This window comes from Paenibacillus sp. FSL R7-0331 (assembly GCF_000758645.1).
In the GTDB taxonomy this organism is placed as follows: domain Bacteria; phylum Bacillota; class Bacilli; order Paenibacillales; family Paenibacillaceae; genus Paenibacillus_AQ; species Paenibacillus_AQ camerounensis.
Genome location: NZ_CP009284.1, coordinates 1,397,409 through 1,420,618, shown reverse-complemented (window position 1 = coordinate 1,420,618; position 23,210 = coordinate 1,397,409). Strand labels below are relative to the sequence as shown.

Genomic DNA, 23,210 nt, shown 5'->3' with positions numbered 1-23,210 from the left:
CAGGTGAATCAAACATTGCGCAAAAAAAGAGTATTATTGCTGTCGGAAGGTTTCGGCGCAGGACATACGCAGGCAGCCTACGCTTTGTCCAGCAGCCTGCGCAGCTTGTCGCCTAATATTCAAACCAAGGTGCTGGAGCTGGGAAACTTTCTTAATCCCAAAATGGCTCCGCTGATTGTCTCAGCCTACCGCAAGACGGTAACCTCCCAGCCAAGGCTGATGGGGTATGTCTACCGTCACCAGAAATCATTTAACCGTCTTACCACGCTTGCCCTGCACCGCTTATTTTATACGCATACACAAAATATTGTGCGGCAGCTAAAGCCTGATATTATTGTCTGCACCCATTTCATTCCGGGTGCCGTAATATCACGGCTTAAACGTCTGGATCCCGGCTTCAAGGCTCCTCTGGTTACAGTCATCACCGATTACGATGCCCATGCCAGCTGGATCAGCCCGGAGGTAGACCGGTATTTTGTCTCCACCCCCGAGGTGAAATCGAAGCTGCACCGGTGCGGCGTTCCTGCCGCAAAAATCCGGGTGACCGGCATGCCGGTTCATCCGAGCTTTTGGGAGCATCCCGGCCGGCAGGAGATTCTTGAGCAATTCAGCCTGCAGGATCTGCCGACTGTGCTGGTCATGGGCGGCGGCTGGGGCATGATGAACGACCAGGTGGTCAACGAGGCACTGGCCGGCTGGCGGGATAAAGTACAGGTTGTCTTTTGCCTCGGCAGAAACGAGAAGCTGCTGGAGGAAATGAAGGCTGACCCTGCATACCGGCATCCGAACATTTCACTGCTCGGCTTCACCCGTAACATTGACAGGCTGATGGAGGTCTCGGACCTGCTTGTGACGAAGCCCGGCGGAATGACCTGCAGCGAAGGCCTGGCCAAGGGCATTCCAATGCTTTTTCATAACCCGTTGCCTGGACAGGAAGAGGAGAATGTCCGTTATTTCACCTCAGCCGGCCTCGGGGAGCCGATTTCCTCTCTTGAAGTAGTTGACAAATGGATGGAGCGGCTGCTCTACCACTATGATGATGTACAGGCTAAGCGGAAGAGCCATCTGGAGGATATAGCCAGATTCCACCCGCTGCAAAGCGCCCAGAGCATTATTGATATGCTGGATTGAGTTAGACAAGAACAAGGGGAATATTATAAAAACGGCAGTCACGGGAATTCCCGTGACTGCCGTTTTTATCTTCGCTGCCGCAGACACCTGCTACAGCCGGTATTTGTCCAGGCGGCCAGCCTGATAGCGCGCCAGGGCCTCTGCTCCGACAATCGCCTCGCAGCGGTGAATATTTACACCGCGGTTATAAAATTTAGTCTCATATTCTGTCATTACATGCTCTTCGTTAATAATCCCCTCTGTATGCAGATCCAATGAAATATTCTTCATCTGCAGACCGAAATCGGCAAAGGCATTCAGCGAGAATTCAAACAGGCTGCGCGAATCCGTCTTCAGGTGAATTTCACCCAGCGGGCTAAGCAGTCCGCGGTATTTGTCGAGGAAGCGCGGATGGGTCAGACGGCGGCGGGCATGCTTGCTTTTAGGCCACGGATCACTGAAGTTGAGGTAGATGCGCTCCAGCTCCCCCGGTGCAAACACTTCCTCCGCATAGTCGATATTCGCCAATGCCACCTTCAGGTTGGGCGGGGTCTCATGTCCTGCCGGCTCCCATACCAGTCTTGCCTTCTCCGCCGCACGGCGGATCAGCTCATCGTACATATCAACGCCGATAAAATTAATACCGGGATATTTAAAGCTCATCTGGCTGATAAACTGCCCTTTGCCCATTCCGAATTCAACATGGATCGGGTTATTATTGCCGAACACCTCTGACCAGCGCCCCTTAAGGCTCCGTGGATCGAGAACCACCAGGTCTGTCTGTTCCTCCAGGCTTTCACGTATTCCTTTTCTTCCGCGTAAACGCATAGTATTCCTCCGCTTGTTCTCTTATACACTGCTCTTTACTGCTACTTGAAACATTGTGCCGAACTTGTCCGCAAAAGTAAAGGGATTTACTCTAAAAATAGCAAAAAGGAATTCTCCGGAGGGCAGGAAGCGGCCGCTGGAGAATTCCTTTTTTGTTGTATTTGGAATTGGGGTCCATTTTTCAACAGTTCATAGTCTACCTTGCCGGCGAATCAAAATCAAATTTCTTTTCAAAAGCGTTTCTGATCTTGCGCTGTGCTTCGGTCTTAATCTTATGATTTCCGTTAAATTCAACGCCGGTAAGCGCCAGGGCCTCATCGGGAGTCAGCTGTACATCAATCGAACCTTTACCTTCGGCATAAGCCGTTTGAGAATTCATCGTGATCACCTCTTAGGTTTAGTATGGGCGGGACGACACGAAAGTATGAATTCAGAGATAGAGTTTTTAAGTTGCTGCAAACGTTTTTTACAATTTAAATATAACATATGGTGTAAGCATTTACAAGGAAAATAGCGGGTTTTCCCTGCCTATTTTTCACCTTTTTTCCGGGTGCCAATATTACGCTTGACGCTGAATTTTGTTACAATAGACGAGTTAGCAAGTAGAAATGGCTTCGCCGTCCTTCAGGGAAGGCGGCAACCGTTTCTGCGAGAAATATCAGAACTGTGTAAATCCTTAGACTTACACTATCTGATATTTAAAGAAATGGCTGCACTTCTTTAAACAGACCGTATGCCTGTTCGATACAAATATAAGGATTATGCCGGCCCGGCTGCTGATGCCAGGCTCTCAAAATAAACGTTCTTATATTTAGGAAAGGAGCTTCACCGTGAGTCTTTTACAGACCTCCTCTCCGCTGATGTGGGGAGATAAACGGTTCCATACCTGGAACTACGAAATGCGCGAAACTATGGATACGAAGGTGTTCAAGGTCATGCTCGACGCCGGCTTTACCTGTCCGAACCGTGACGGCTCAATCGCCAAGGGGGGCTGCACCTTCTGCAGCGCCAGAGGCTCCGGTGATTTCGCCGGCAGCCGCCGCGACGATCTTGTCACCCAGTTCAACAAGGTGCGTGACCGCCAGCATCTGAAATGGCCGAACGCCAAGTATATCGGCTATTTCCAGGCCTACACCAATACTTACGCCCCGGTAGAGGAGTTAAGGGAATATTATGAGATCATTCTGCAGCAGCCGGGCGTGGTCGGCCTATCCATAGCCACACGGCCGGACTGCCTGCCGGATGATGTTATTGAATATCTGGCGGAGCTTAACCAGCGGACCTACCTGTGGATTGAAATGGGCCTGCAGACGATCCATAACTCCACCTCGGACCTGATCAACCGTGCCCATGATTCCCAGTGCTATATTGATGCTGTCGCCAAGCTGCGCGCCCACGGCATCCGGGTCTGCACCCATATCATTCACGGCCTGCCGCAGGAGACCCATGAAATGATGCTGGAGACTGTATCGGCTGTGGCCGCCATGGATGTGCAGGGCATCAAGATTCACCTGCTGCATCTCATGCGCAAGACCCCGATGGTCAAGCAGTACGAAGCCGGCCTGCTGCGATTCATGGAGCAGGACGAATACGTCAAGCTGATCGTTGACTCTCTGGAGCTCCTTCCGCCTGAGATGATTGTCCACCGCCTTACGGGGGATGCGCCGCGGGAAGCCCTGATCGGGCCGCTCTGGAGCCTGAAGAAATGGGAAGTGCTGAATGCAATTGATGCCGAGCTCGTTGCACGCGGCAGCTGGCAGGGTAAGTACTGGAGGAAGGCCTGATGGGCTTCCTGTCCGTTCTCAGCTTTGCCCATAAGGTAACCGCGGAGCGCCTGGCTTCCGGCGGACTCACCATTGACGCCACCGTGGGAACCGGTGCGGATACGCTGTTTCTCGCCAAGTGCGCGGGCGCACGCGGCGGGGTGTACGGGTTTGACATCCAGCCTGCGGCGCTGGAGCTTGCGGAAGAGCGCCTGCGGCTGGCCCGGGAGGAAGCGCCTGCTGCGCTTGCTCCCGTAACCCTGCTTGCGCGCAGCCATGCAGCAATGGTTGAGGCCGTGCCGCCGCAGTGGCACGGCAGGGTCTCGGCGGTGATGTTCAACCTCGGCTATCTGCCGTCAGGCAATGCCGACAAGACCATCATCACCGAGACCGGGAGCACGCTGGCTGCGCTGGATGCCGCCCTGACGCTGCTGCGTCCGGGCGGCATTATTACAGCCGTGCTCTACCCCGGCCACGACGGCGGCGACCGTGAAGCCGCCGCCGTGGAAGCTTGGGCTGCAGGCTTGCCGCAGCGGCTTGCGCAGAGCATTATTTACCGCCAGCTGCAGCGGGGCAGCGCCCCTTACGTTATTGCAGTTGAGAAGAAAAAAGGAGCTGAATCCCAGGATGGCAGTTAGCAAGATCGAGCACATCGGCATTAAGGTGGCACAGCTTGAGCAGTCCCTCGCCTTCTATCAGCAAGTAATCGGCCTTACCCTGCAGGACACTATCGGTGAACCGGGCGACAGCCTGCGCCTCGCCTTCCTGAGCTTCCCCGGACAGACCAGCGTAGAGATTGAGCTGATCGAACGCGTATGGACCGGGCTGCCCGATGAAGGAAAGGTCAGCCACGTCGCTTTCACCGTCACCGGAATCGAGGCTGAACACAGCCGGATTGCCGCGCTGCAGCTTCCCGGGCTGACGGATATCAGCAAGCTTGCAAACGGCAGCCGTTATTTCTTTTTTGACGGGCCGGACGGTGAAAAGCTGGAGTTTTTCCAATCAACGCGCAGCAAATAAAAACAGCTTAAACCCAATTGGAGAGGAAGATACTGAAATGACAAAACCATATCCGCTTAAGTTTCAGCCAGAGCTCAAAGAACGCGTGTGGGGCGGCCGTGCCCTGGAGAAGTTTGGTTTAGATCTGCCGGAAGGCCATATCGGAGAAGGCTGGATGATCGCTGACCATCCGAACGGCGTATCCTCGGTTATTAACGGTGAGCTGGCCGGACAAGGCCTGGATCAGATCCGTGAGCAATTCGGCCGGGATTGGTTCGGCAGCAAGGGCATTACCGGAGAAGGTACCCGTTTCCCGCTGCTGATCAAGCTGCTTGACTGCAATGACAATCTGTCTGTACAGGTACACCCGACAGATGATTATAAGGGATTGCCGAAGGGCGAACTGGGCAAAACAGAAATGTGGTATGTACTCGATGCTAAGCCCGGTGCCAAAATCATCTATGGCCTGAAGGAAAACGTTACCCGCGAAAGCCTGCAGGCTGCCCTGGAGAACGGCACGGTGATGGAGACTATGCAGGAAATAACCGTTGCCGCAGGCGATGCCTTCTACATTCCGGCCGGAACTGTGCATGCCCTTTGCGCCGGAGTCGTTGTAGCGGAGATTCAGCAGAATTCAGATACTACATACCGCATATACGACTATGACCGCCCGGGCCTTGACGGCAAGCCGCGCGAGCTGCATGTTGAGGACTCACTGAACGTTACCGCCTATAAAGGCGCCGGCGCCACTTCCATGAAGACAGACAGCGCTGTTGCCGGCGAATGGCTGCAAATCGCCTCCTCCCCTTATTTCATCGTCGAAAAAGGAATTGTCAACGGGGAATGGAATCTTTCTACAACCCCGGACAGCTTCACTATTCTGGTCATCTGCGAAGGCAGCGGCCATCTGACCTGGGAGGGCGGCTCCCAGCCGTATGCCGCAGGCGAATGCTACCTGCTGCCGTCTACGCTTGGCGCATATGGTATTGAAGGACATTCCACTGTGCTGCGCTCTTATTTGCCATAGGAACACGCTGTAGGAGCGAGGAAACCAGGCTTATGCTTTCGAAGCAGTTTTGTACGGAGTAATCTCACAGTAGAGTCGCTTACAAACCTTTCAGGAGGGCATGCAATGAGGGAAAACAGCTTTACGATGACCGATCCCTTAGGCGTAAACATTCATGTCTATGTATGGCTGCCTGAACCGGAGGCTCCGGTCAGAGGTGTTGTGCAGATCGCCCACGGCATGTGTGAGACAGCTGCCCGTTATGCACGTTTTGCCTCAGCATTGACTGCTGCCGGATATGCCGTCTACGCTAATGACCACCGCGGTCACGGCAAAACCGCCGGAAAGGTCAACCTGCTTGGTGACACCGGTGACAACGGCTTCTACTGGATGCGGCGCGATCTGGTGCAGCTTGCGAATATCGCACGCTCCCGGCATGAAGGCTTGCCGGTCTTCCTGCTGGCTCACAGCATGGGCTCCTTTCTCGGCCAGAAGCTAATGTGCGAGGAGGGCAGTGATATCTATGCCGGTTATATATTAAGCGGCAGCAACGGTCCCCGCAATATGCTGCGGGCCGGGGAATCGCTGGCGGCGCTGCAGCTAAGGCTTCAAGGCGAACGCCACCGCAGCGTGCTGCTGAACGGTATCGTATTCGGCGCCTACAACCGCTCGTTCTCTCCTATCCGCACAGCCTTTGACTGGCTGAGCAGTGACCCGCAGGAGGTCGACCGCTACATCGCCGATCCGTTCTGCGGAGCGATCTGCACGACCCGCTTCTTCCGCGATTTCTTCCGGCTGCTGCGGGATATCCATTGCCGGGAGACATTGCAGAGCCTTTGCAAGGATAAGCCGGTCTATCTGTTCTCCGGTGCCAAGGATCCGGTAGGCATGAACGGCCAGGGCGTGCTGCGCCTGGCCTCAATATACCAGAAACAGGGCCTCACTGATGTGGAATACCGCCTGTATCCGGAGGGACGTCATGAAATGCTGAATGAGGTGAATCACGAGGAGGTCACCGCCGATATCCTCGATTGGCTGGTCCGCCATCTTCCGGCAGAGTCCCTTCTGCTGCAGCCCGCTGCGAACTGAGCGCCATATAAGTGATATAACCATAAGAAGCCGTTCCTGTGCCGCTGTTTGGCTGAAGGAACGGCTTCTTGCAGTGTATAATGCTGCTAGCGCTGTTAGTGTGGTCCACACTGCTCTCTCCAGCAAACTACACATGCCAAAACCCAGCACCCTAACCTGTAACGGACCCAGATAACGTTATTTGCTAATTTTGAGACACTTCAGGTTCTAACGGACTCAGATGCTCTTATCTATGCTGATTAGCTCCGGATTGTGGATTTTCACCTGTCATAAAGTCCCCTCAGTCCGTTACAATTCTCCATCCCCTATGCCGGACAAATAAGGGCTCCCTGGTCCGTTAGAGGTGGCAGCACGGGGCGCATCGGGGTGTGTAGGCGTGAAGCAGCAGATTCGTAGGAGCGAGGATGCCGAGGTATGCAGACACACGGTGGCCAGGAAGCGTAGGCGCGAGGAGCCGAATTATGCAGACACGCGGCGTCAAGGTGTGTTCCGAGAGATGGTCTGCTCTATGAGCTTGAACCCGCTATGCCTGCAGAAAAGGACAGTACAAAAAAGCCCTCTTGTTATAGAACAAGAGCGCTTTTTGCAGGGCTGGACATGTGTGACGGACGAACGTATAAGAAAATGTACTATTAGCCCCTTAGCCTTCCCAAGGGATAATCTGCAGCTCCGGCCATTTCGCTTGCCATTTCTCTGCCTTGCTGCGGTAAACGGCTTCACTGATCAGTCTTTTATTCGGCCTTACTGCCAGGCTGAATAAATCCTCCAGACCGAAGGGTGCGTAGATTTTCCATTCTCCGGACGGCTCAAGCCTGGCTCCAAGTGAGGTTACTGATGTCGGCCAGCTGTCTATGGCTGCTTCCAGGCTGGAGTATGGCTGAAGCTTGATTCCGAATTTGTCCTCATACCACAGATGGACGCGGGCCTGATTCTTAATATCCAGCGGAACGGTAATCCCCTTATAATGCCCCCGCCCCTCAGCTACCTGTTCACTCTCTGCCTCAAAGCTTAGATCAGCCGGGTCAAAGTAAACCAGATCAATATCGCTGATCCCATACTCAGCCGGGCGTCCGGTCAGCTGATTCCATACGGTCTGGACAAGGCAGCCCGCTCCAACGTAATAAGGTAACGGCTCAAAAAATTGTGCCCTGCGGAAAACTTCCGTCAGCAGCGGGCTCTCCGAGAATATTCCGGTCAGCCGCTCCAGATACAGATGCTCTTTCTTCACAAGTTCCCGCTCCTCATAATCCATTTCCGCCGCGCCGGCAAAGGTTGTACTCTCCATGCGCTGAACAACAGCCGCCTAAGCGCCGTTATTCAGCGCATATTGCAGAATTCTCTGCGGACCCTTACCGCCCGTACGGCGCAGCCCGTGATCACAGAATCCGGAATGCAGATAGAGCGCTAGCGCAGCAAGATTCCGTTCATTGACAGTGAGCACAATTTCGCGAACTTGCGGGAGATGGTTACAGACAAAAGCCGGCAGCAAAGCCATAGCAGCTTTGGCAATCCCCCGGCCCTGGCAGGCAGAATCCACCAAAAAAGCCCGTACCAGCACTGCCTCTGAGTAATTGCTGTAAAATTCAGCAATCCGCCCGCCGGTATGGAGAATAAAAAATCCGGCAGCCAGCTCAGCCTCGGCGATTACGACAGCCAGCTTATCGGGAGCGCGCAGCGCCTCCGATAAGCTCTCTGCCGGCAGAGCGGTAAATTCCGCCTGCTCCGGGGGAAGCTGAAAGGCCAGCAGCTGCTCATGGAATTTGTCTTCATACAATTGCAGTGAAATCCGCAGCCCGTCAGTCACCTCTGTACCTCCCTATAAGCATGCCGTTCAACTACACTAACTCAAAGGCAAAGCATAATACTGCGCACGCTGGCTTTCATCCTGCTGATACAGCACAATCAGCAGGGTACTGCCTTCTGTCTGCGGCGCAGCTACCGCTACTGCTGCGGATGACGCATATTCCGCCTTCTGCTCTGCATCAGCACCTGCTGTATTGCCTGCGTCTTCTCCTCCGGCAACAAGCAGGGCTCCCTGCTCCTGTACAGTATCCGCCCGCAGCCCGCTGATCGAATTCAGCACAGGCGCAAGCCGGAACGGCAGCACCTCGAGCACCAGGAATTTCTGCAGCTCACGCTCGCTGTAGCCAGCTTCCGCAAGTGCTGCGGAGACACGCTCCGGATGAGCGGCGATTTCTTTCATGTGGCGTGCCCACTCCGGCTTCTCCAGCGCGTTCTCCCACCAGATTTTGCGCGGCTTGTATTTGTGCCCCAGGAAGTAATCCAGCTTCATCAGTCCTGTAATAATCTCCACCTGTGGGGTATCCCTGTCCGTCAGGAACGCATGCAGCCGGGTGAACAGATCCTCCAGCTGATGGCCGATCTTCTGCCAGCCCCGCTCCTCCCAGTAATCGCCGAACTCCTGGAAGAAATCAAACGGTGACTCAAAAACATGGCGGATCAGATACTTGACCGTGTGATCCAGCCGGTGGCTGTTCCAGTATTTCTCCAGCACATCCTCCAGCCGCTTCAGCGAGATAATATCGGAGAAGGACATGACGTGGGAGCTAAGAATTTCGTATGGCGCATGCTCCATGTAAGTGTAATCGTATTTGGCTGCCTGGGAGCGCAGCCCGGTGCCGCGCAGCATTTTGAGAAAGCCCAGCTGCAGCTCCTCCGGCTCCATCACGAACACGTCGTTGAAGGTCTTGCGGAAGGTCGCGTAATCCTCCTGCGGCAGTCCGGCAATCAGATCCAGATGCTGGTCGATGTTGCCGCTGGCTTTGATCTTCATCACGGTACGGGACAGCTTGGTGAAATTCTGGCGGCGCTTGACCAGCTCATTCGTCTCATCATTGGTCGACTGCACGCCGATTTCAAAGCGGAAGATGCCCGGCGGCGCATTCTCGGACAGAAAATCCAGCACCTCCGGCCGCATAATATCCGCTGTAATCTCGAACTGGAATACACAGCCCTGATGGTTGTCGATCAGGAACTGGAACATTTCCATCGCATAGCTGCGGTTGATGTTGAACGTTCGGTCCAGGAATTTAATGACCTTCGCGCCGTTATTGATCAGATAGAGCAGATCCGACTTCACCCGCTCAATATCGTAATAGCGTACACCGACCTCAATACTCGATAAGCAGAACTGGCAGTTGAACGGACACCCCCGGCTGGTCTCAAAATAAACGATCCGCTTGCTGAGATCCGGCAGATCATCGGCGAACCGGTGCGGCGTCGGCAGCGTGTTGAGATCGCTTTTGGGACGCGGAGGGTTGACGATCAGCTCTTCGCCCTTACGGTAGGCTGCTCCATAGACAAAATGGAATTTGCGCTCATCCCGCAGCTCCTGCAGCAGATGGTGGAAGGTCTCCTCCCCGTCACCGTTAACGACAAAATCAACGCCGGCCTCCCGCTTCATCCAGTAGAGCGGCTCATAGGATACTTCCGGCCCGCCCAGGATAATCTTAACTTCCGGCAGCACTTGCTTAAGGATACCGACCAGCTTGATTGTCTCCTCGATGTTCCATATATAACAGGAAAAGCCGATCACGTCGGGCTTCTTCTGGAATAAGTCTGACACGATATTCATCGCAGGATCTTTGATGGTATATTCCGCCAGCACAATATCCGGAAATTCATGCTCACTGTACGCCTTGAGGAGGCGGATAGCCAGCGAGGTGTGGATGTACTTGGCGTTTAATGTGGCCAGGACGATTCTCATGCCTTATTACCTTCTTTACATATCATTTTGAAAAAACTCCAGGAACGGCTTGCCGTATTTCCGGTACTTCACTTCTCCGACGCCCTTCACTCTCAGCATCTCCGCTTCCGTCTGCGGACAAACCACACTCATCTCACGCAGGGTCGCATCATTGAAAATAATATAGGACGGCACATGCTCGCGACCCGCCAGATCGCGGCGGATCAGGCGCAGCTGCTCGAACACCGTCTCGTTGACTGCGGACGGTGAATGATCGTAGCCCCGGCTGCGGCTCCGCCCGGAGCCCGCTCCGCCGGTAACCAGCGGCCGCGCCACCCGCTGCTGCACCTGGCGCTGGCCGCGCAGCACCTCGGCTGCCGCCGGCTGCAGCCGCACTACCGGATACTGGCCCTCCGAAAGGGCCAGATACCCCTCTGAGATCATTACATTGATGCTCTCGGTAATTTCCTTCTCTGTGCGGCTCGACATTGCACCATGCGTCGGCAGCTGCTCGAAGCCGTACTGCAGCACCTTCTGGTTGCGGGAGCCCTTCAGCACCGACGCCACCAGCGCCACCCCGAAGCGCTCCCGCATCCGGTGGATGCAGGAGAAAATCTTCTGCGCGTCCACGGTCATATCGACCAGTTCGCGTTCATCCGTGCAGTTGCTGCAGATTCCGCACAGGTTGTCCTCATCATCTTCGCCGAAATAGGCAAGCTGCGCGCTGCGCAGGCAGCGGGTCGTATAGCAGTAATCAATCATCTGCTGCAGCTTGCGGTATTCATTGGCCTTGCGCTCAGCGTCCTGCGGGTTCTGCTCGATCAGGAATTTCTGGGTCATAATATCCTGCGCGCTGAACAGCAGGATACACTCACTCGGCTCCCCGTCCCGGCCGGCGCGCCCGGCCTCCTGGACATAAGCCTCCATATTCTTCGGCATGTTGTAGTGAATAACATAGCGCACGTTGGATTTGTCGATCCCCATCCCGAACGCATTGGTCGCAACCATAACCCGGATGTCATCATAGAGGAAGCCTTCCTGGCTGTCCGCCCGCTCCTGGTCGCTCATTCCGGCATGATAGCGGCCTGCAGCAATTCCCGAAGCCTGCAGACGCTGGTGAAGATCATCCACCTCTTTACGGGTCGCAGCATACACAATACCCGGCTGGTGTGAATGGCTCGCGGCATAGTCGAGCACAAATTCGCGTTTGTTCTCACCGCGCAGTACCGACATCGCCAGATTGTCCCGCCCGAGCCCGGTCATGAACACACCCGGCTGGCGCAGACGCAGCAGCCGGACCATGTCCTCCATAACCTCCGGTGTAGCCGTCGCCGTAAAAGCGGCGAGAATCGGCCGCTGCGGAAGCTCCTCGACAAACGGTGCTACCGCCAGATAGCTTGTGCGGAAGTCATGCCCCCACTGCGACACGCAGTGCGCTTCGTCCACAGCCACACAGGAGATCGAAAGGCCCGCCATCTCCAGGCGGAACCAGTCCAGCTCCAGCCGCTCCGGCGCCACGTAGAGCAGCTTCAGCTCACCCCGGCGTGCGGCGCGGATCCGCTCATTCACTTCCTTTCCGCTCAGGGTGCTGTTAATATAAGCGGCCGAAATGCCGGCCGTAGTCAAGGCATCCACCTGATCCTTCATCAGTGAGATCAGCGGCGAGATAACAAGGGTAAGCCCCGGCATCAAGAGCGCCGGAACCTGATAACAGATCGATTTGCCTCCGCCGGTCGGCATGATACCCAGCGTATCGCCGCCTTCGAGCAGATGCTGTACGATTCTTTTCTGGCCTTCCCGGAAATCGGGATAGCCGTAATATTTCTGCAGTTCAGCCTGCGCCTGTTCCATTGTAGGTGCTTGCATATTCATCGCGATCATAACTCCTAAAAGTTTCTGAGAATCTCCGTTATTAATTCTGCTTTTTATCCTCTCTTTAGTTTACCGGGCAACGGGGCATTGAGCAACCGCAGAAAGGACAATTTAAGACCTGCTCCGCACTGCTGCCTGTTCTTTATTCAGTGCCTTATGCCCGCCTTGCCCAGCCAGAAGGAACCCTCCATTAACAGGCTCCTGTGCCCGTCTTACATAAAAACAGCTACTGCAAGCAAAGCTTTATAGTGATCTTCTAAACGGTCATTCCAAAGGAACGGACCCTCGGGTGCTGCTGGCCGTTGACCGGAATATCTGCCGGGCAAGCGGCTGGGCCCGCGATTCTAAATATGCGGCTGTTACGGGCTGGTCCTGTACAGATGCAGCCGGGTTCATTCTCGCCGGACTGCTGATTCATCTGTAACCCGGGGCGCGGCGGTGCCGGTTGCAAGGCTTGGCTTTCGCGGCGGCTCCATAGTATTTCTTCAGCACCCGTGGTATATTGAAGAGTACTCTATTACAGGACGGAGAATGTGGCCATGAACACAAGAAGAAATCCCAAGGTAGCATCCAGACGGAATGCCAAACCAGGTGCCTCCTCCCAGGCACAGTCACAGCCAAAACCGGGTGCAAGAACCCGTTCCAATAAACCGGGCAACAAGCCTGGTCCGGCAGCCGGAGCAAAGGCTGCGCCTCAGGTCAAAAGCTATACCGTATCCGAGCCGGCTGAGCTCCTGCCGTTCCTGCTGGACAAGCTCAGCGGGCGCGGGCGCAATTCTGTTAAATCGCTGCTGTCCCGCGGGCAGGTATCCGTGAACGGCAAGGCCGTTACAAAGCATAACTATCTGCTGCAGCCGGGTCAGACCGTAGCCCTCGATCTTGAAAAGCAGGTCCAGGCCAAGGAAATGGCCGGACTGACCATCGTCCATGAGGATGATGATCTGATTGTCATCCAGAAGGATGCCGGACTGCTGTCGATTGCCACCGGCGATGAGAATGAACAAACCGCATACCGCCAGCTGATGGAGCATGTGCGCCTCGGCAATCCGCGTAACCGTATCTTTGTAGTACACCGGCTGGACCGTGACACCTCCGGAGTAATGATGTTCGCCAAAAGCGAGGCCGTGCAGCAGAAGCTGCAGATCAACTGGAAGGACACCGTCAAGGAACGTTCTTACGTGGCGCTTGTGGAAGGAGCCGTCAAAAAAGCCGAAGGCACAATCAGCTCCTGGTTGAAGGAAACCTCCACACTCAAAATGTACTCCAGTCCGCATGAGGGCGACGGTCTGCATGCTGTAACCCACTATAAGCTAATCCAGGCGAACCGCCACTTCTCCCTGCTTGAAGTGCGGCTGGAGACCGGACGCAAAAACCAGATCCGTGTCCATATGGCCGACATCGGCCACCCGATCGCCGGAGACAAAAAATACGGTGCCGAAACCAAGGCAGTGGGCCGGCTTGGCCTGCATGCCCGTGTGCTCTCCTTCGTTCACCCGACAACCGGTGATCTGCTGACCTTCGAGAGCCCGATTCCAAAGACTTTCCTGAAGTACACCGCGCCGGCACCGGCGAATTAAGGAAGAATACGGCTGGCAGATGGCGGGGCAGAGAATAAATGAGCTGAAAGCAGATTATGATTTGGCCGAGGCTGAGCATGGTTTGACCGAAGGCTGAGTATGAATTGACCGGAATCTGAGCCGTCTCCCGAGTAACAAAGCAGATAGTTGCACTTTGTGCAGCTATCTTGCCTGATGTTTGCTTATTTTAAAGAATAACTGCGCTTTGTGCAGTTATTTTTACGTTTTTCCCGTAAATATCACTAAATTGGCGAATATAGCTGCACAAACTGCAGTTATTCCCTCATTATCCCGATAATACGTCGAAATAAGTGTAGAAAGTGCAGCTATGCGGGTGTGCAATCTGAGATAACCGGTTAATCTGGGCATCACTTCGCTAATCAGGCCAAAGCCAGCAAACTGGGACCCAGCCAACCGCCTCACATGAAGCGCACCAACTGCAAAAAGGGGGTGCTCGGGCAGTAATACCGCCCGAACACCCCTTTACTCGTAACCTAACCCGCCCAGCACAGCCTGCCCGCGCTCATCACTTCATTTCCGCATTGCAGACATTCCAAAGAGAGCCCGACACCGGAACATTTCCGCTCTCTTTTGCGTCATGATACAATAAAAAGAAAAAAAGGTAAGAAGGTGCTTTCTTGTTCCACCCTACTGTTTTTGACAACATCAAGATTGCCTTTGAAAACCAGCTGTACGACTACGATAATCTCGACGGTATCCTCACGATCTCAGGCCGCACCGACCTGCTCAATCTGGCCGTAATGTCCAGGGAATTCACGCTTGCCTTTAAGCTGACGGACGGAATGAAGGTGACCTCCGAGGTCGTCCTCCGCTCCTCTGTGAAGGAGCTCAGCGATGAAATCATGGAAACGCCGGACAGTGATCCCGGCTGCAGCCTGCTGCTCCGCTTTTATATGGAAGTTACCGACACAGCGCTAGAATGCCCGGCAATTGAACGCGTTCTGACTGGTATCTGGGGGCCTGAGCTGAAGCCTGAGCAGTCTCTAAGCTTCCGCTATGGTCAAGAGGAACAGACTTACAACAACTGTATACAGCTTACGTTCAAGCGGCAGATCACCGAGGAGCAGATGGAGGATATCCCGAGCCTGCTGACCCATCTGCTGCAGAGTGCGGAAGAGCTGGAGAGTATTTAATCTGACTACACGGGGTGAACCGGCTATGAGATTTCTGCCAACCGCCAAAAACAACATCTGGTTCCGCTGGATGGCCGTCTACGGCCTCCTGTTCTGGGCAGTGCTGCTTCTGTACCGCTTTGTTGTGCTTGCTGAGCCTTTTGACATGATGATCGCCCTGCGGTTCGGACTGCTTGCACTGGTGGTGTCCGGCCTGTTCAATCTGCTCGGCTGGCTCGGCGGGCGGCTGGTCTGGTGCCTGTCCACGGCGGGTCTGATTACCGGACTTGTTCTGATGTTCAGCTACTCGTACAGGGATATGTCAGGCTGGGAGGATCTGGCGGGCTTTCTTACTTTCGTCTTGTTCACAATGGGCGGTTTCGCTCTGGGACTGGCGGCAGAAGGAATCTATTTCCTGGTTAAGCACAGGCGTCAGGGCTGACGCAGGCTTTAGAACGTAACGTACCCGGCAGTTACACATGCTTCTATTTCAAAGGATTTCAAGATGAGGTGACCCTTATGTCTACTTCCTTTCTGACCAAAAAAGCACTGGCCAATTCCCTCAAGCAGCTGATGGAGCACACTCCGCTGAACAAAATCACTGTCAGGCATCTTGTGGAGGACTGCGGCTTGAACCGCCAGACCTTTTATTATCATTTCCAGGATATTTTTGAGCTGCTCGGCTGGATTTACCGGACAGAGGCAGTTGAGGGCATTGCCCGGTACCGCAGCTACAGCACATGGACGGACGGCTTCTACAGAATCTTTTGCTATATTGAAAATAACAAGGCCTTCTGCTGTAATACACTGGATTCCCTCGGCAGAACTCATCTGGATACCTACCTGTATGAGGTAACCAGCGATCTTGTTATGGGCGTGCTTCAGGAGCTGTCAGCCGGGATGGACGTCAGCGATGAGGACAAGGCGTTTATCGCCAATTTTTACACACTGGCCTTCACAGGACTTATTATTCAATGGATGCGCAGCGGCATGAAGGAGCAGCCGAAGCATATGATTGAACAGCTCAGCGTGATGATTGAGGGCAATTTCACCAAAGCGCTGCATAAATACGAGAAAAAGCTGACGTGACCTCCCGGTACGCAGCTTTTTTTGTATATACCCGTTATTTCTCCCACAGCTCAACCAGCCAGCCGTCAGGGTCCTCTATCCAGATAAATGTCCCGTATTCACCGGTCTGCCGTTCCCTTGCAAGGGGGACACCGAGGTGTTCAAGATGCCCCATCATTTCGTTCAGACTGTCTACTTCAAAGTTCAGCATCACCTGCTGCCCCAACGGAAAATACCCGTCATCCCCGGTAAAAAAGGAAAAGGCCGTCTCATTTCCCGCCTGTGGTCTGATCACCGTTCCGTTCCACCCGCCGATGTCCAGCTGCAGTACTCCACTGTACCATTTTTTTGTTGCCTCCAGGTTGCCTGTTCTCCAGAATATTCCGCCAAACCCCTTGATCATTGTATCCAGCTCCAGTCTGTCAGCAAATTTGCGCCTATACGGCTCACTTAACTATTCGGGGAATATTTTAATGTTCCTTTTCCGGTATTGTTGTCAAATAACTAGACACTTTATTCCAAATGACCAAAATCTTGACACTCCGGCGGTTTTGATTATACCCTCTGCTCCGCTCTTGGATTACATTAGGTGCAGCAAGTGAACAGCACATCAAACAACCCTATGGAGGCGACTTTTGTGACAAAAGAATATGGTAACCGGCAGGTTTATTTTGTAGGCGGCGGCATTGCATCCCTTGCGGGAGCGGCTTATCTCGTCAGGGACTGTAATTTTGCGGGATCAGATATTCATATTATTGAAGAAATGCACATTCTCGGCGGCAGCAATGACGGTATAGGCGATGTGGATCAGGGTTATGTGATCCGCGGCGGACGGATGCTTAACGATGAAGTATATGAAAATCTGTGGGAGCTGCTGAGCACCATTCCCTCTATTGATCATCCGGGACAATCGGTGCGCGAGGAGATCATCGCCTTCGATACTGCGAATCCCACGCATTCCAATGCGCGGCTGATCGACCGCAGCGGCAAGGTTCAGGATGTGCTGTCGATGGGCTTCGATATGGCCGACCGGCTGGCGATGGGCAAGCTGATCATTACTCCGGAGGAAGCGATGGGCAAGGCACGGATTAATGACTGGTTCGGACCGCATTTTTTTGAGACAAATTTCTGGTATATGTGGGCGACCACCTTCGCTTTCCAGCCTTGGCACAGTGCAGTTGAGTTCAAACGGTATATGCTCCGCTTCATGCATGAGTTTCCGCGGATTCAGACGCTGGAGGGGGTAACGCGCACTCCTTATAACCAGTATGATTCCATTATTCTGCCGCTGCAAAAGTATCTGGAGCCGCTGGGCGTGGACTTTTCATTAAAATGTACCGTAACCGACCTGCAGTTCAAGGACGGCGACGGCATTACAGTTACTCAGATGAACGTGCTGCGCGAGGGTGTTGCGGATGTCATTGAGGTAAAAGAAGGCGACCTCGTCATCGTCACGAACGGCTCCATGACCGAAGGCTCAAGCCTCGGCTCCATGACGGCTGCCCCTGAACTGAACGGCAAAGGCAGCTCCTGGAAGCTGTGGGAGAACATCGCCGCCAAAAAGCCAGGGCTTGGCAATCCGTCTCCTTTCGCTGATTATGTGGACGAATCAAAATGGGAGTCGTTCACCGTCACCTTTCAGGATTCCGTCTTCTTTGACCTGATGGAGCAATTCACCCGCAACCGGGCCGGCACAGGCGCGCTTGTCACCTTCAAGGATTCCAGCTGGTTCATGTCGGTTGTGCTGGCCTTCCAGCCGCATTTCCGCAATCAGCCGGAGCATGTCAAGGTATTCTGGGGCTACGGGCTCTATCCGGACAAGGTCGGCGATTTCGTCAACAAAAGAATGTGCGACTGTACCGGGGAAGAGATTATGCAGGAGCTGATCGGCCATCTGCATTTTGAAGCGCACCGGGATGAGATCATGGCGACAGCCAACTGTATCCCGTGCATGATGCCGTACATTACGTCCCAGTTCATGCCGCGGCTTGGCACCGACCGGCCGCAGGTGGTGCCGTACGGCTCAACCAATCTGGCTTTTATCAGCCAGTTCTGCGAAATCCCCGACGACGTTGTGTTCACCGAAGAGTACTCTGTACGTGCAGCGCGGACCGCTGTCTACACCCTGCTCGGCATGGGCCGTCCTGTGGAACCAATCCGCCAGTACCATTACGATGTGCGGACGCTGTTCGCCAGCTTCGTGACTTCGTTCAGATAGCAGCCGGGGCGCTGCTGCGATGTTTGCTGCGGTTTAATGCTGTAAGCTGCGGGCTTGCAGGAATCATCGTCACATATCATGTGAATCTATCGCAAAAACGCCAGATCTCCATTTGCCGGAGATCTGGCGTTTTATTGTGTAAGCTGCATCACGCAGGAAACTACGCCGGTAATTCTAACGGACCGTATTGCTCTTATTCAGCAAAAATCCGCCTATTTTCCGGGCTAACGGACTCTGTTGCTCTAATTTGCCGAAAATCACCCGTAAATTCAGATTACGGAAGCCGATAGCGTCATCTGAGTCCGTTAGAATCCATAGTTACTGGATAGAGGCATAATAACATCCCTGGTGTCCGTTAGCCGGGGCGGCTGGATCAGTTTCCAATTAAAACCGGCAATCTCCGGTCCATTTAGCCATCTGCAGCGGATTCTTTAATCCGCTGCAGTTCAGCAATCAGATGCTGCAGGAGCCGTCATCGCAGCCTTCGCCGTCCGGCGTCTGGGATTTGGGCTGGCCGACAACCTGCAGTGCAGGCTTGCTCTGCTCTTCCGCCCAGACGGTGTCGAGCACCTCTGTGAATACCGGTCCGGGCTGCGCACCGGATACGGCATACTTATTATTGAAGACAAAGAATGGTACACCGGTCACATTCAGCTGGCGGGCCGCGTCAATATCCTGATTCACCTCAGCCGAATAAGCATCGCTGTTCAGGACGGCAGATACCTCCTCCGCATCAAGACCCGTTTCGGCAGCCAGCGAAGCCAGGACATCATGCTTGCCGACGTTCACCGAATCGGTGAAGTACGCTTTTAGCAGACGTTCAGTCAGCTCCTTGTCTTTGCCTTTGGTGGCAGCGTAATGACTCAGGCGGTGTCCGTCAAAAGTATTGGAAGGCACCAGCGTGTCAAAATTAAACTGCAGCCCGACGCCCTGCGCCTGCTCTGCAAGCTGTTCGTTCATCGCTACAGCCTTATCGCGGGTCATTCCATACTTGGAGGCCAGCATTTCATGGATATCTCTGCTTTCATCCGTCCGTGCTGTCGGGTCAAGCTGGAAGCTGCGGAATACAACCTCCACCTTATCGCGGTCCGGGAACTGGCTCAGCGCGTGCTCCAGCCGTCTTTTGCCGATATAGCAGAAGGGGCAGGCATAATCAGACCATACATCTATTCTCATTGTGAGTACCTCCTGTTTCATTAACAAATAATACGTCACTTACAATTATATAGTTAAAAACCTAAAAATACAAACGTATTTTGCGGCTCCGTATATTCCTCTACGGAGGAAAAAGCACCGCTACAGACAATACGTAAACAATAGTTCGATTTTCACCAGCTAATTCTAACTTTACTTAGTGTTTATAGAATTTAGGTGGAAAATCGCCATCTAATCTGATCAATTTGCGGCATTACGGGTAAAACCCATTATTTTAAGTGGCGTTTTTCCAACTAATGTATTGCTGCGGAATACTATAGAAGCATTAAGTGGCGATTTTCCAGCTAAATTGAGTATAGTGGCACTCGCAGGCATCGTAGCGCCCCTCTGGTACAATCCTGCAGCAAAAAAGTACACAAAAGTGGTATATACGGCCTCCCCGGGGTGAGGGTACACTTGGGTTAACAAGATTTATCCGGCAGCATTCTTAATCCAAGTCAAACGGACGGCTCAGGGCGTCCCGGAAGGAGCAGCAGCATGCATGATGTATCCATAGTCATTCCCACGCGCAACCGGATCAGCGATCTTACGCTGTGCATTGAATCCATTGGCAGGCAAACCGAGCTGGAGGATGTCTCAATCGAGCTGCTGATTGTTGATGACGGCGAGATTGATCACAATGTCCTGGCGCATTTCCGTAAGGTGCTGGCCCAGATGCCTAATGCCGAGCTGCATTACTACCGCAAAACCAAGCCCGGCGTCTGGCTCTCCCGCTATGAAGCACTCGGGCTGATCGACGGAGAGATCGTGCTGAGCTTCGATGATGATGCCGAGCTGGACGACCCGCTCTATATCCGCCGGATGCTCGACACCTATGCATCCGATCCTTCCATTGCCGGCGTCGGCGGCATCGCCAAGGGCCTGTCCAGCAGTGCATCCGGGAAGCTGCTCGGCAGACTGACCTGCCAGATGTCGGCTTCACCGGGCAGGCTGTCAGCAAGCACCCTTGCAGGCTCACTGCTGCTCTGGGGAGAAACGGAGAATATTTTTGAGACCGACTTCTTCCACGGCTGCAACATGTCGTTCAAGCGTGAGGCACTCAAGGACATGAAGCCTTATCCATGGATGACCAGCTATGCCGTGGCTGACGACATCTACATGTGCCATCTGGCCAGCAGATACGGCAAGCTTGTCATCAACCCCGAGATGAAGATTACCCATCATGAGTCGCCGAGTTCCCGGGATAAAGCCGGACGCGTAGCCCGGGCTACGGCGGTGAATCATTACTATCTGCTTAATCTGCGCAAAGCACCGGTCAAAAATTACGCCGCCCTCCTCTGGACGCTTACATATCTGACCGGTAAGTCTACGCTGAAGCGCAATTTTAACGCCGTATCCGGTTATGCCAGCGGCATTTGGTTTGTCCTGAATCCACGAAAGAACAAATACAGGGAGTACATGCTGGATTAGCCATCCCCCTCCCCCACAGCTGCGCTGCCCGCAGCCATCCGCCGCTCCGCACACCAAAACTCCCGCACCGCCTTCGCAGGCGTGCGGGAGTTTTTCATTTCATTTAAACTGTCAGCTCCTGAACGGAGGTTTTTGTCCGTTTGCCGCTCTGGCGCAGGAAGTAGAAGAACGTCAGACCGAGGAACACGGCGGCATAGCTCAGCAGATAGACAATCTGCTCACGCATCAATGCGTAGTCACCGCTGGCGATGATCGCTTTGTAGCCGACAATGCTGTGAGTCATCGGCAGCCAGGGGTTAACCTTCTGCATCCACTGCGGAAGCAGCTCCAGCGGGAAGGTCCCGGCACTGGAGGTCAGCTGGAAGATCATCAGCACGATCGCCAGGAAACGGCCCGGATTATCCAGCCAGGTTACGAGCGCCTGGACAATCATCGTGAAGGTGAAGCTGACGATCAGCGTGAACAGATAGAACAGCGGTACGCTCTGCACCTCCAGCTTCAAGCCGTACAGGAGGACTGCATCGGCAAGCACTGACTGCAGTACACTGACCAGCATGAACATTAGCGTACGGCTAGCGAACCGGCCCATCGGGGATGCATCCGGCACACTGGATTCCCGCAGGGAGAATACCGTTGTGAACACCAGAGCTCCCATAAAGAGCGCAAGCGATAAGAAATACGGGGCGATGCCCAGCCCGTAATGATCCAGCTTACGGTCAGTGTTCTCGACCAGCTTGACCGGCTCAGCGAACATGCTTACCGTGTCATCGCTGGAATTGACGCTTGCTGTATCAGCAGCAGCATCATTCAGCTTCTGCGCCAGCTCTCCGCTGCCGCTGGCAAGCTTGCCGGAGCCGTCCTGCAGCTCACCGGCGCCGTCCGTCAGCTGGCCGGCGCCCTCTGACAGGCCGTCGACGCCTCCGGCCAGCTTCGTCAGCCCCTCAGCCAGCTGCGAAGCACCCTGCTTCAGGGCCGAAGCTCCGGCAGCCAGCGTGCTGCTGCCGGAGGTCGCAGCATTCAGCTTGTCGCCGAATGTGCTCAGGCCGGTGACCAGCTGCGTTCCGCCGCTGCTCAGTGCAGCAGCGCCGTCATACAGCTGCTGCTGCGCCTCCGTCAGCTGCGTGCTGCCCGCCAGCAGCTGCTCCTGGCCGCTGTGCAGCTGCGCGCTGCCGGCGGCCACCTGCTTGCTCGCAGCCAGCAGCTGCTGGAACTGCTCGCTGTCTTGCAGCTCCGGCGTCGCCGCGAGCATCTGCTCAAGCCCGGCTGCTACCTGCTCTGCACCGGCCGCCAGCTGGCCGCTCGCCGCCTCCGAGGCTGTCAGCCCTGCGGTCAGCTGGCCGCTGCCGTCCTTGGCATCCGCCAGCCCGGCGGCCAGCTGCGAGGCTCCGCTCTGCGACTTCGCAGCGCCTTCCTGCAGCTGCTGCTCCGCCTTGGAGAGCTGGCTCAGGCCGCTGGCAAGGTCAGCGGTACCGTCTGTCAGTGTGCCTGTGCCGTCATTCAGCGTGCCTGCTCCCTTATAGAGCAGCTTCAGGCCGCTCTGAAGCTCCGTTGTGCCGCTCGACAGCTTACTCAGATTGGTTTTGAGCGTAGACAAGCCGTTTGTCAGCTTGTCCGCACCCTCCTGCAGCTCACTTGCCCCGCTGCCGGCATCACCAAGCCCTGCAGCAATTGTATCTACCTGATCATACATGCTCCGTGTGTACGCTTCGGTTATTTTGGCGGACAGCTTCGACTTCAGCTTATTCATCGCACTGTTGCCGATCTGGCCGGCGACAAAGTTATAATCGCTGTTCGGTTCAAAAATAATCTCCGCCTGCACCGGATTTTCCTGCGTCAGGGTAGTCGCGTTTTGCGAGAAATCAGCAGGAATCGTAATCGTCATATAATAGCGGTTATGCGCCATGCCGTCTTCCGCTTCGGCGGCATCCACGAATTTCCAGTTGAAGTCGGTGTTTGATTTTAACTCGTCCACAAAATCATTACCGGCATCCATCGTTTTCCCCTCGTACTGCGCCCCCTTATCCAGGTTAACTACAGCGACGGGAAGCTTGCCTGTATTTCCGTAAGGGTCCCAGGAGCCTTCAACAAGGAATCCGCTGTACAGCATCGGCAGTGCCGCCACACCAAGCAGCGTAATCAGCAGCATCGGTTTCCCGAGCAGGTTTTTTAAATCCTTCCAGAACACATTAATGGCTCTCACAGGCTTCACCCTCAAT

At 54.4% G+C, this 23,210-nt stretch carries 22 protein-coding genes; 13 read left to right on the top strand and 9 right to left on the bottom strand.

Going from position 1 to position 23,210, the window contains the following annotated elements; genetic code table 11:
* The first annotated feature begins 15 nt into the window (after positions 1 to 15).
* The gene (locus R70331_RS06125) at positions 16 to 1,131 is read left to right on the top strand and encodes a UDP-N-acetylglucosamine--LPS N-acetylglucosamine transferase (RefSeq protein WP_042173761.1); all 1,116 of its coding nucleotides are present in this window, start codon (positions 16 to 18) and stop codon (positions 1,129 to 1,131) included.
* A gap of 90 nt (positions 1,132 to 1,221) precedes the next feature.
* Here the strand turns inward: R70331_RS06125 and trmB are convergent, their stop codons facing one another.
* Together trmB and R70331_RS06115 are read right to left on the bottom strand one after the other, a co-directional pair.
* Positions 1,222 to 1,938 carry a tRNA (guanosine(46)-N7)-methyltransferase TrmB gene (gene trmB / locus R70331_RS06120; RefSeq protein ID WP_042173757.1) on the bottom strand — a complete coding sequence of 239 codons (717 nt, stop codon included), beginning with the start codon at positions 1,936 to 1,938 and terminating at the stop codon, positions 1,222 to 1,224.
* A gap of 196 nt (positions 1,939 to 2,134) precedes the next feature.
* Positions 2,135 to 2,317 (bottom strand): hypothetical protein, encoded by a 183-nt coding sequence (locus R70331_RS06115; protein ID WP_039870595.1) that lies wholly within the window; start codon positions 2,315 to 2,317, stop codon positions 2,135 to 2,137.
* A 481-nt stretch (positions 2,318 to 2,798) separates the two neighbouring features.
* Here R70331_RS06115 and R70331_RS06110 point away from each other — a divergent pair, with 481 nt between their 5' ends.
* The 5 genes from R70331_RS06110 to R70331_RS06090 all read left to right on the top strand — a co-directional run bounded on the left by R70331_RS06110 (position 2,799) and on the right by R70331_RS06090 (position 6,795).
* Positions 2,799 to 3,722, top strand: a complete 924-nt coding sequence (locus R70331_RS06110; protein ID WP_042182244.1) for a tRNA modification radical SAM protein MnmL/YtqA — start codon at positions 2,799 to 2,801, stop codon at positions 3,720 to 3,722.
* Positions 3,722 to 4,339, top strand: a complete 618-nt coding sequence (locus R70331_RS06105; RefSeq protein WP_042173755.1) for a tRNA 5-(aminomethyl)-2-thiouridylate-methyltransferase MnmM — start codon at positions 3,722 to 3,724, stop codon at positions 4,337 to 4,339. Before R70331_RS06110 ends, R70331_RS06105 begins: the two co-directional genes overlap by 1 nt.
* The gene (locus R70331_RS06100) at positions 4,329 to 4,721 is read left to right on the top strand and encodes a VOC family protein (protein ID WP_042173753.1); all 393 of its coding nucleotides are present in this window, start codon (positions 4,329 to 4,331) and stop codon (positions 4,719 to 4,721) included. Before R70331_RS06105 ends, R70331_RS06100 begins: the two co-directional genes overlap by 11 nt.
* Positions 4,722 to 4,758: 37 nt before the next feature.
* Positions 4,759 to 5,727, top strand: a complete 969-nt coding sequence (locus R70331_RS06095) for a type I phosphomannose isomerase catalytic subunit (protein WP_042173750.1) — start codon at positions 4,759 to 4,761, stop codon at positions 5,725 to 5,727.
* Between the two features lie 105 nt (positions 5,728 to 5,832).
* Positions 5,833 to 6,795 (top strand): alpha/beta fold hydrolase, encoded by a 963-nt coding sequence (locus R70331_RS06090; RefSeq protein ID WP_042173748.1) that lies wholly within the window; start codon positions 5,833 to 5,835, stop codon positions 6,793 to 6,795.
* Between the two features lie 640 nt (positions 6,796 to 7,435).
* Here the strand turns inward: R70331_RS06090 and R70331_RS06085 are convergent.
* Genes R70331_RS06085 through recQ form a run of 4 tightly spaced genes read right to left on the bottom strand, consistent with a single transcriptional unit; the run spans position 7,436 to position 12,373 of the window.
* Entirely contained in the window at positions 7,436 to 8,080 is a 645-nt protein-coding gene (locus R70331_RS06085) for a nucleotidyltransferase family protein (protein WP_231576414.1), read from the bottom strand.
* Between the two features lie 18 nt (positions 8,081 to 8,098).
* A complete protein-coding gene (locus R70331_RS06080) occupies positions 8,099 to 8,599 on the bottom strand; it encodes a GNAT family N-acetyltransferase (protein ID WP_231576413.1) in 501 nt (166 codons plus the stop codon).
* Positions 8,600 to 8,635: 36 nt separating this feature from the next.
* Entirely contained in the window at positions 8,636 to 10,522 is a 1,887-nt protein-coding gene (locus tag R70331_RS06075) for a B12-binding domain-containing radical SAM protein (RefSeq protein WP_042173746.1), read from the bottom strand.
* Positions 10,523 to 10,537: 15 nt separating this feature from the next.
* Positions 10,538 to 12,373 carry a DNA helicase RecQ gene (gene recQ / locus R70331_RS06070; protein ID WP_042173744.1) on the bottom strand — a complete coding sequence of 612 codons (1,836 nt, stop codon included), beginning with the start codon at positions 12,371 to 12,373 and terminating at the stop codon, positions 10,538 to 10,540.
* Between the two features lie 289 nt (positions 12,374 to 12,662).
* Here recQ and R70331_RS32280 point away from each other — a divergent pair, with 289 nt between their 5' ends.
* From R70331_RS32280 to dhaS, 5 genes are all read left to right on the top strand, one after another.
* Positions 12,663 to 12,797 carry a hypothetical protein gene (locus tag R70331_RS32280; RefSeq protein ID WP_269322282.1) on the top strand — a complete coding sequence of 45 codons (135 nt, stop codon included), beginning with the start codon at positions 12,663 to 12,665 and terminating at the stop codon, positions 12,795 to 12,797.
* 115 nt (positions 12,798 to 12,912) lie between these two features.
* Entirely contained in the window at positions 12,913 to 13,950 is a 1,038-nt protein-coding gene (locus R70331_RS06065; RefSeq protein WP_042173743.1) for an RluA family pseudouridine synthase, read from the top strand.
* 638 nt (positions 13,951 to 14,588) lie between these two features.
* Positions 14,589 to 15,104, top strand: a complete 516-nt coding sequence (locus R70331_RS06060) for a hypothetical protein (protein WP_042173741.1) — start codon at positions 14,589 to 14,591, stop codon at positions 15,102 to 15,104.
* Positions 15,105 to 15,129: 25 nt separating this feature from the next.
* Positions 15,130 to 15,525: a hypothetical protein gene (locus tag R70331_RS06055; protein ID WP_042173739.1), complete on the top strand. Its 396-nt coding sequence runs from the start codon at positions 15,130 to 15,132 to the stop codon at positions 15,523 to 15,525.
* Between the two features lie 77 nt (positions 15,526 to 15,602).
* Positions 15,603 to 16,172 (top strand): dihydroxyacetone kinase transcriptional activator DhaS, encoded by a 570-nt coding sequence (gene dhaS, locus R70331_RS06050; RefSeq protein ID WP_042173737.1) that lies wholly within the window; start codon positions 15,603 to 15,605, stop codon positions 16,170 to 16,172.
* A gap of 34 nt (positions 16,173 to 16,206) precedes the next feature.
* Here dhaS and R70331_RS06045 read toward each other — a convergent pair whose 3' ends face one another.
* Positions 16,207 to 16,554, bottom strand: coding sequence for a VOC family protein (locus R70331_RS06045; RefSeq protein WP_042173736.1), 348 nt, complete (start codon positions 16,552 to 16,554; stop codon positions 16,207 to 16,209).
* 234 nt (positions 16,555 to 16,788) lie between these two features.
* Between R70331_RS06045 and R70331_RS06040 the strand changes: the two genes are divergently transcribed.
* Positions 16,789 to 18,369, top strand: coding sequence for an oleate hydratase (locus R70331_RS06040; RefSeq protein ID WP_081947488.1), 1,581 nt, complete (start codon positions 16,789 to 16,791; stop codon positions 18,367 to 18,369).
* 453 nt (positions 18,370 to 18,822) lie between these two features.
* Here R70331_RS06040 and R70331_RS06035 read toward each other — a convergent pair whose 3' ends face one another.
* On the bottom strand, positions 18,823 to 19,545 hold the full coding sequence (locus R70331_RS06035; protein WP_042173732.1) for a DsbA family oxidoreductase: 723 nt from the start codon (positions 19,543 to 19,545) through the stop codon (positions 18,823 to 18,825).
* Between the two features lie 516 nt (positions 19,546 to 20,061).
* Between R70331_RS06035 and R70331_RS06030 the strand changes: the two genes are divergently transcribed.
* Positions 20,062 to 20,994, top strand: a complete 933-nt coding sequence (locus tag R70331_RS06030; RefSeq protein ID WP_042173729.1) for a glycosyltransferase family 2 protein — start codon at positions 20,062 to 20,064, stop codon at positions 20,992 to 20,994.
* 103 nt (positions 20,995 to 21,097) lie between these two features.
* Here R70331_RS06030 and R70331_RS06025 read toward each other — a convergent pair whose 3' ends face one another.
* The gene (locus R70331_RS06025; RefSeq protein WP_042173727.1) at positions 21,098 to 23,194 is read right to left on the bottom strand and encodes a YhgE/Pip domain-containing protein; all 2,097 of its coding nucleotides are present in this window, start codon (positions 23,192 to 23,194) and stop codon (positions 21,098 to 21,100) included.
* Positions 23,195 to 23,210 lie beyond the last annotated feature (16 nt).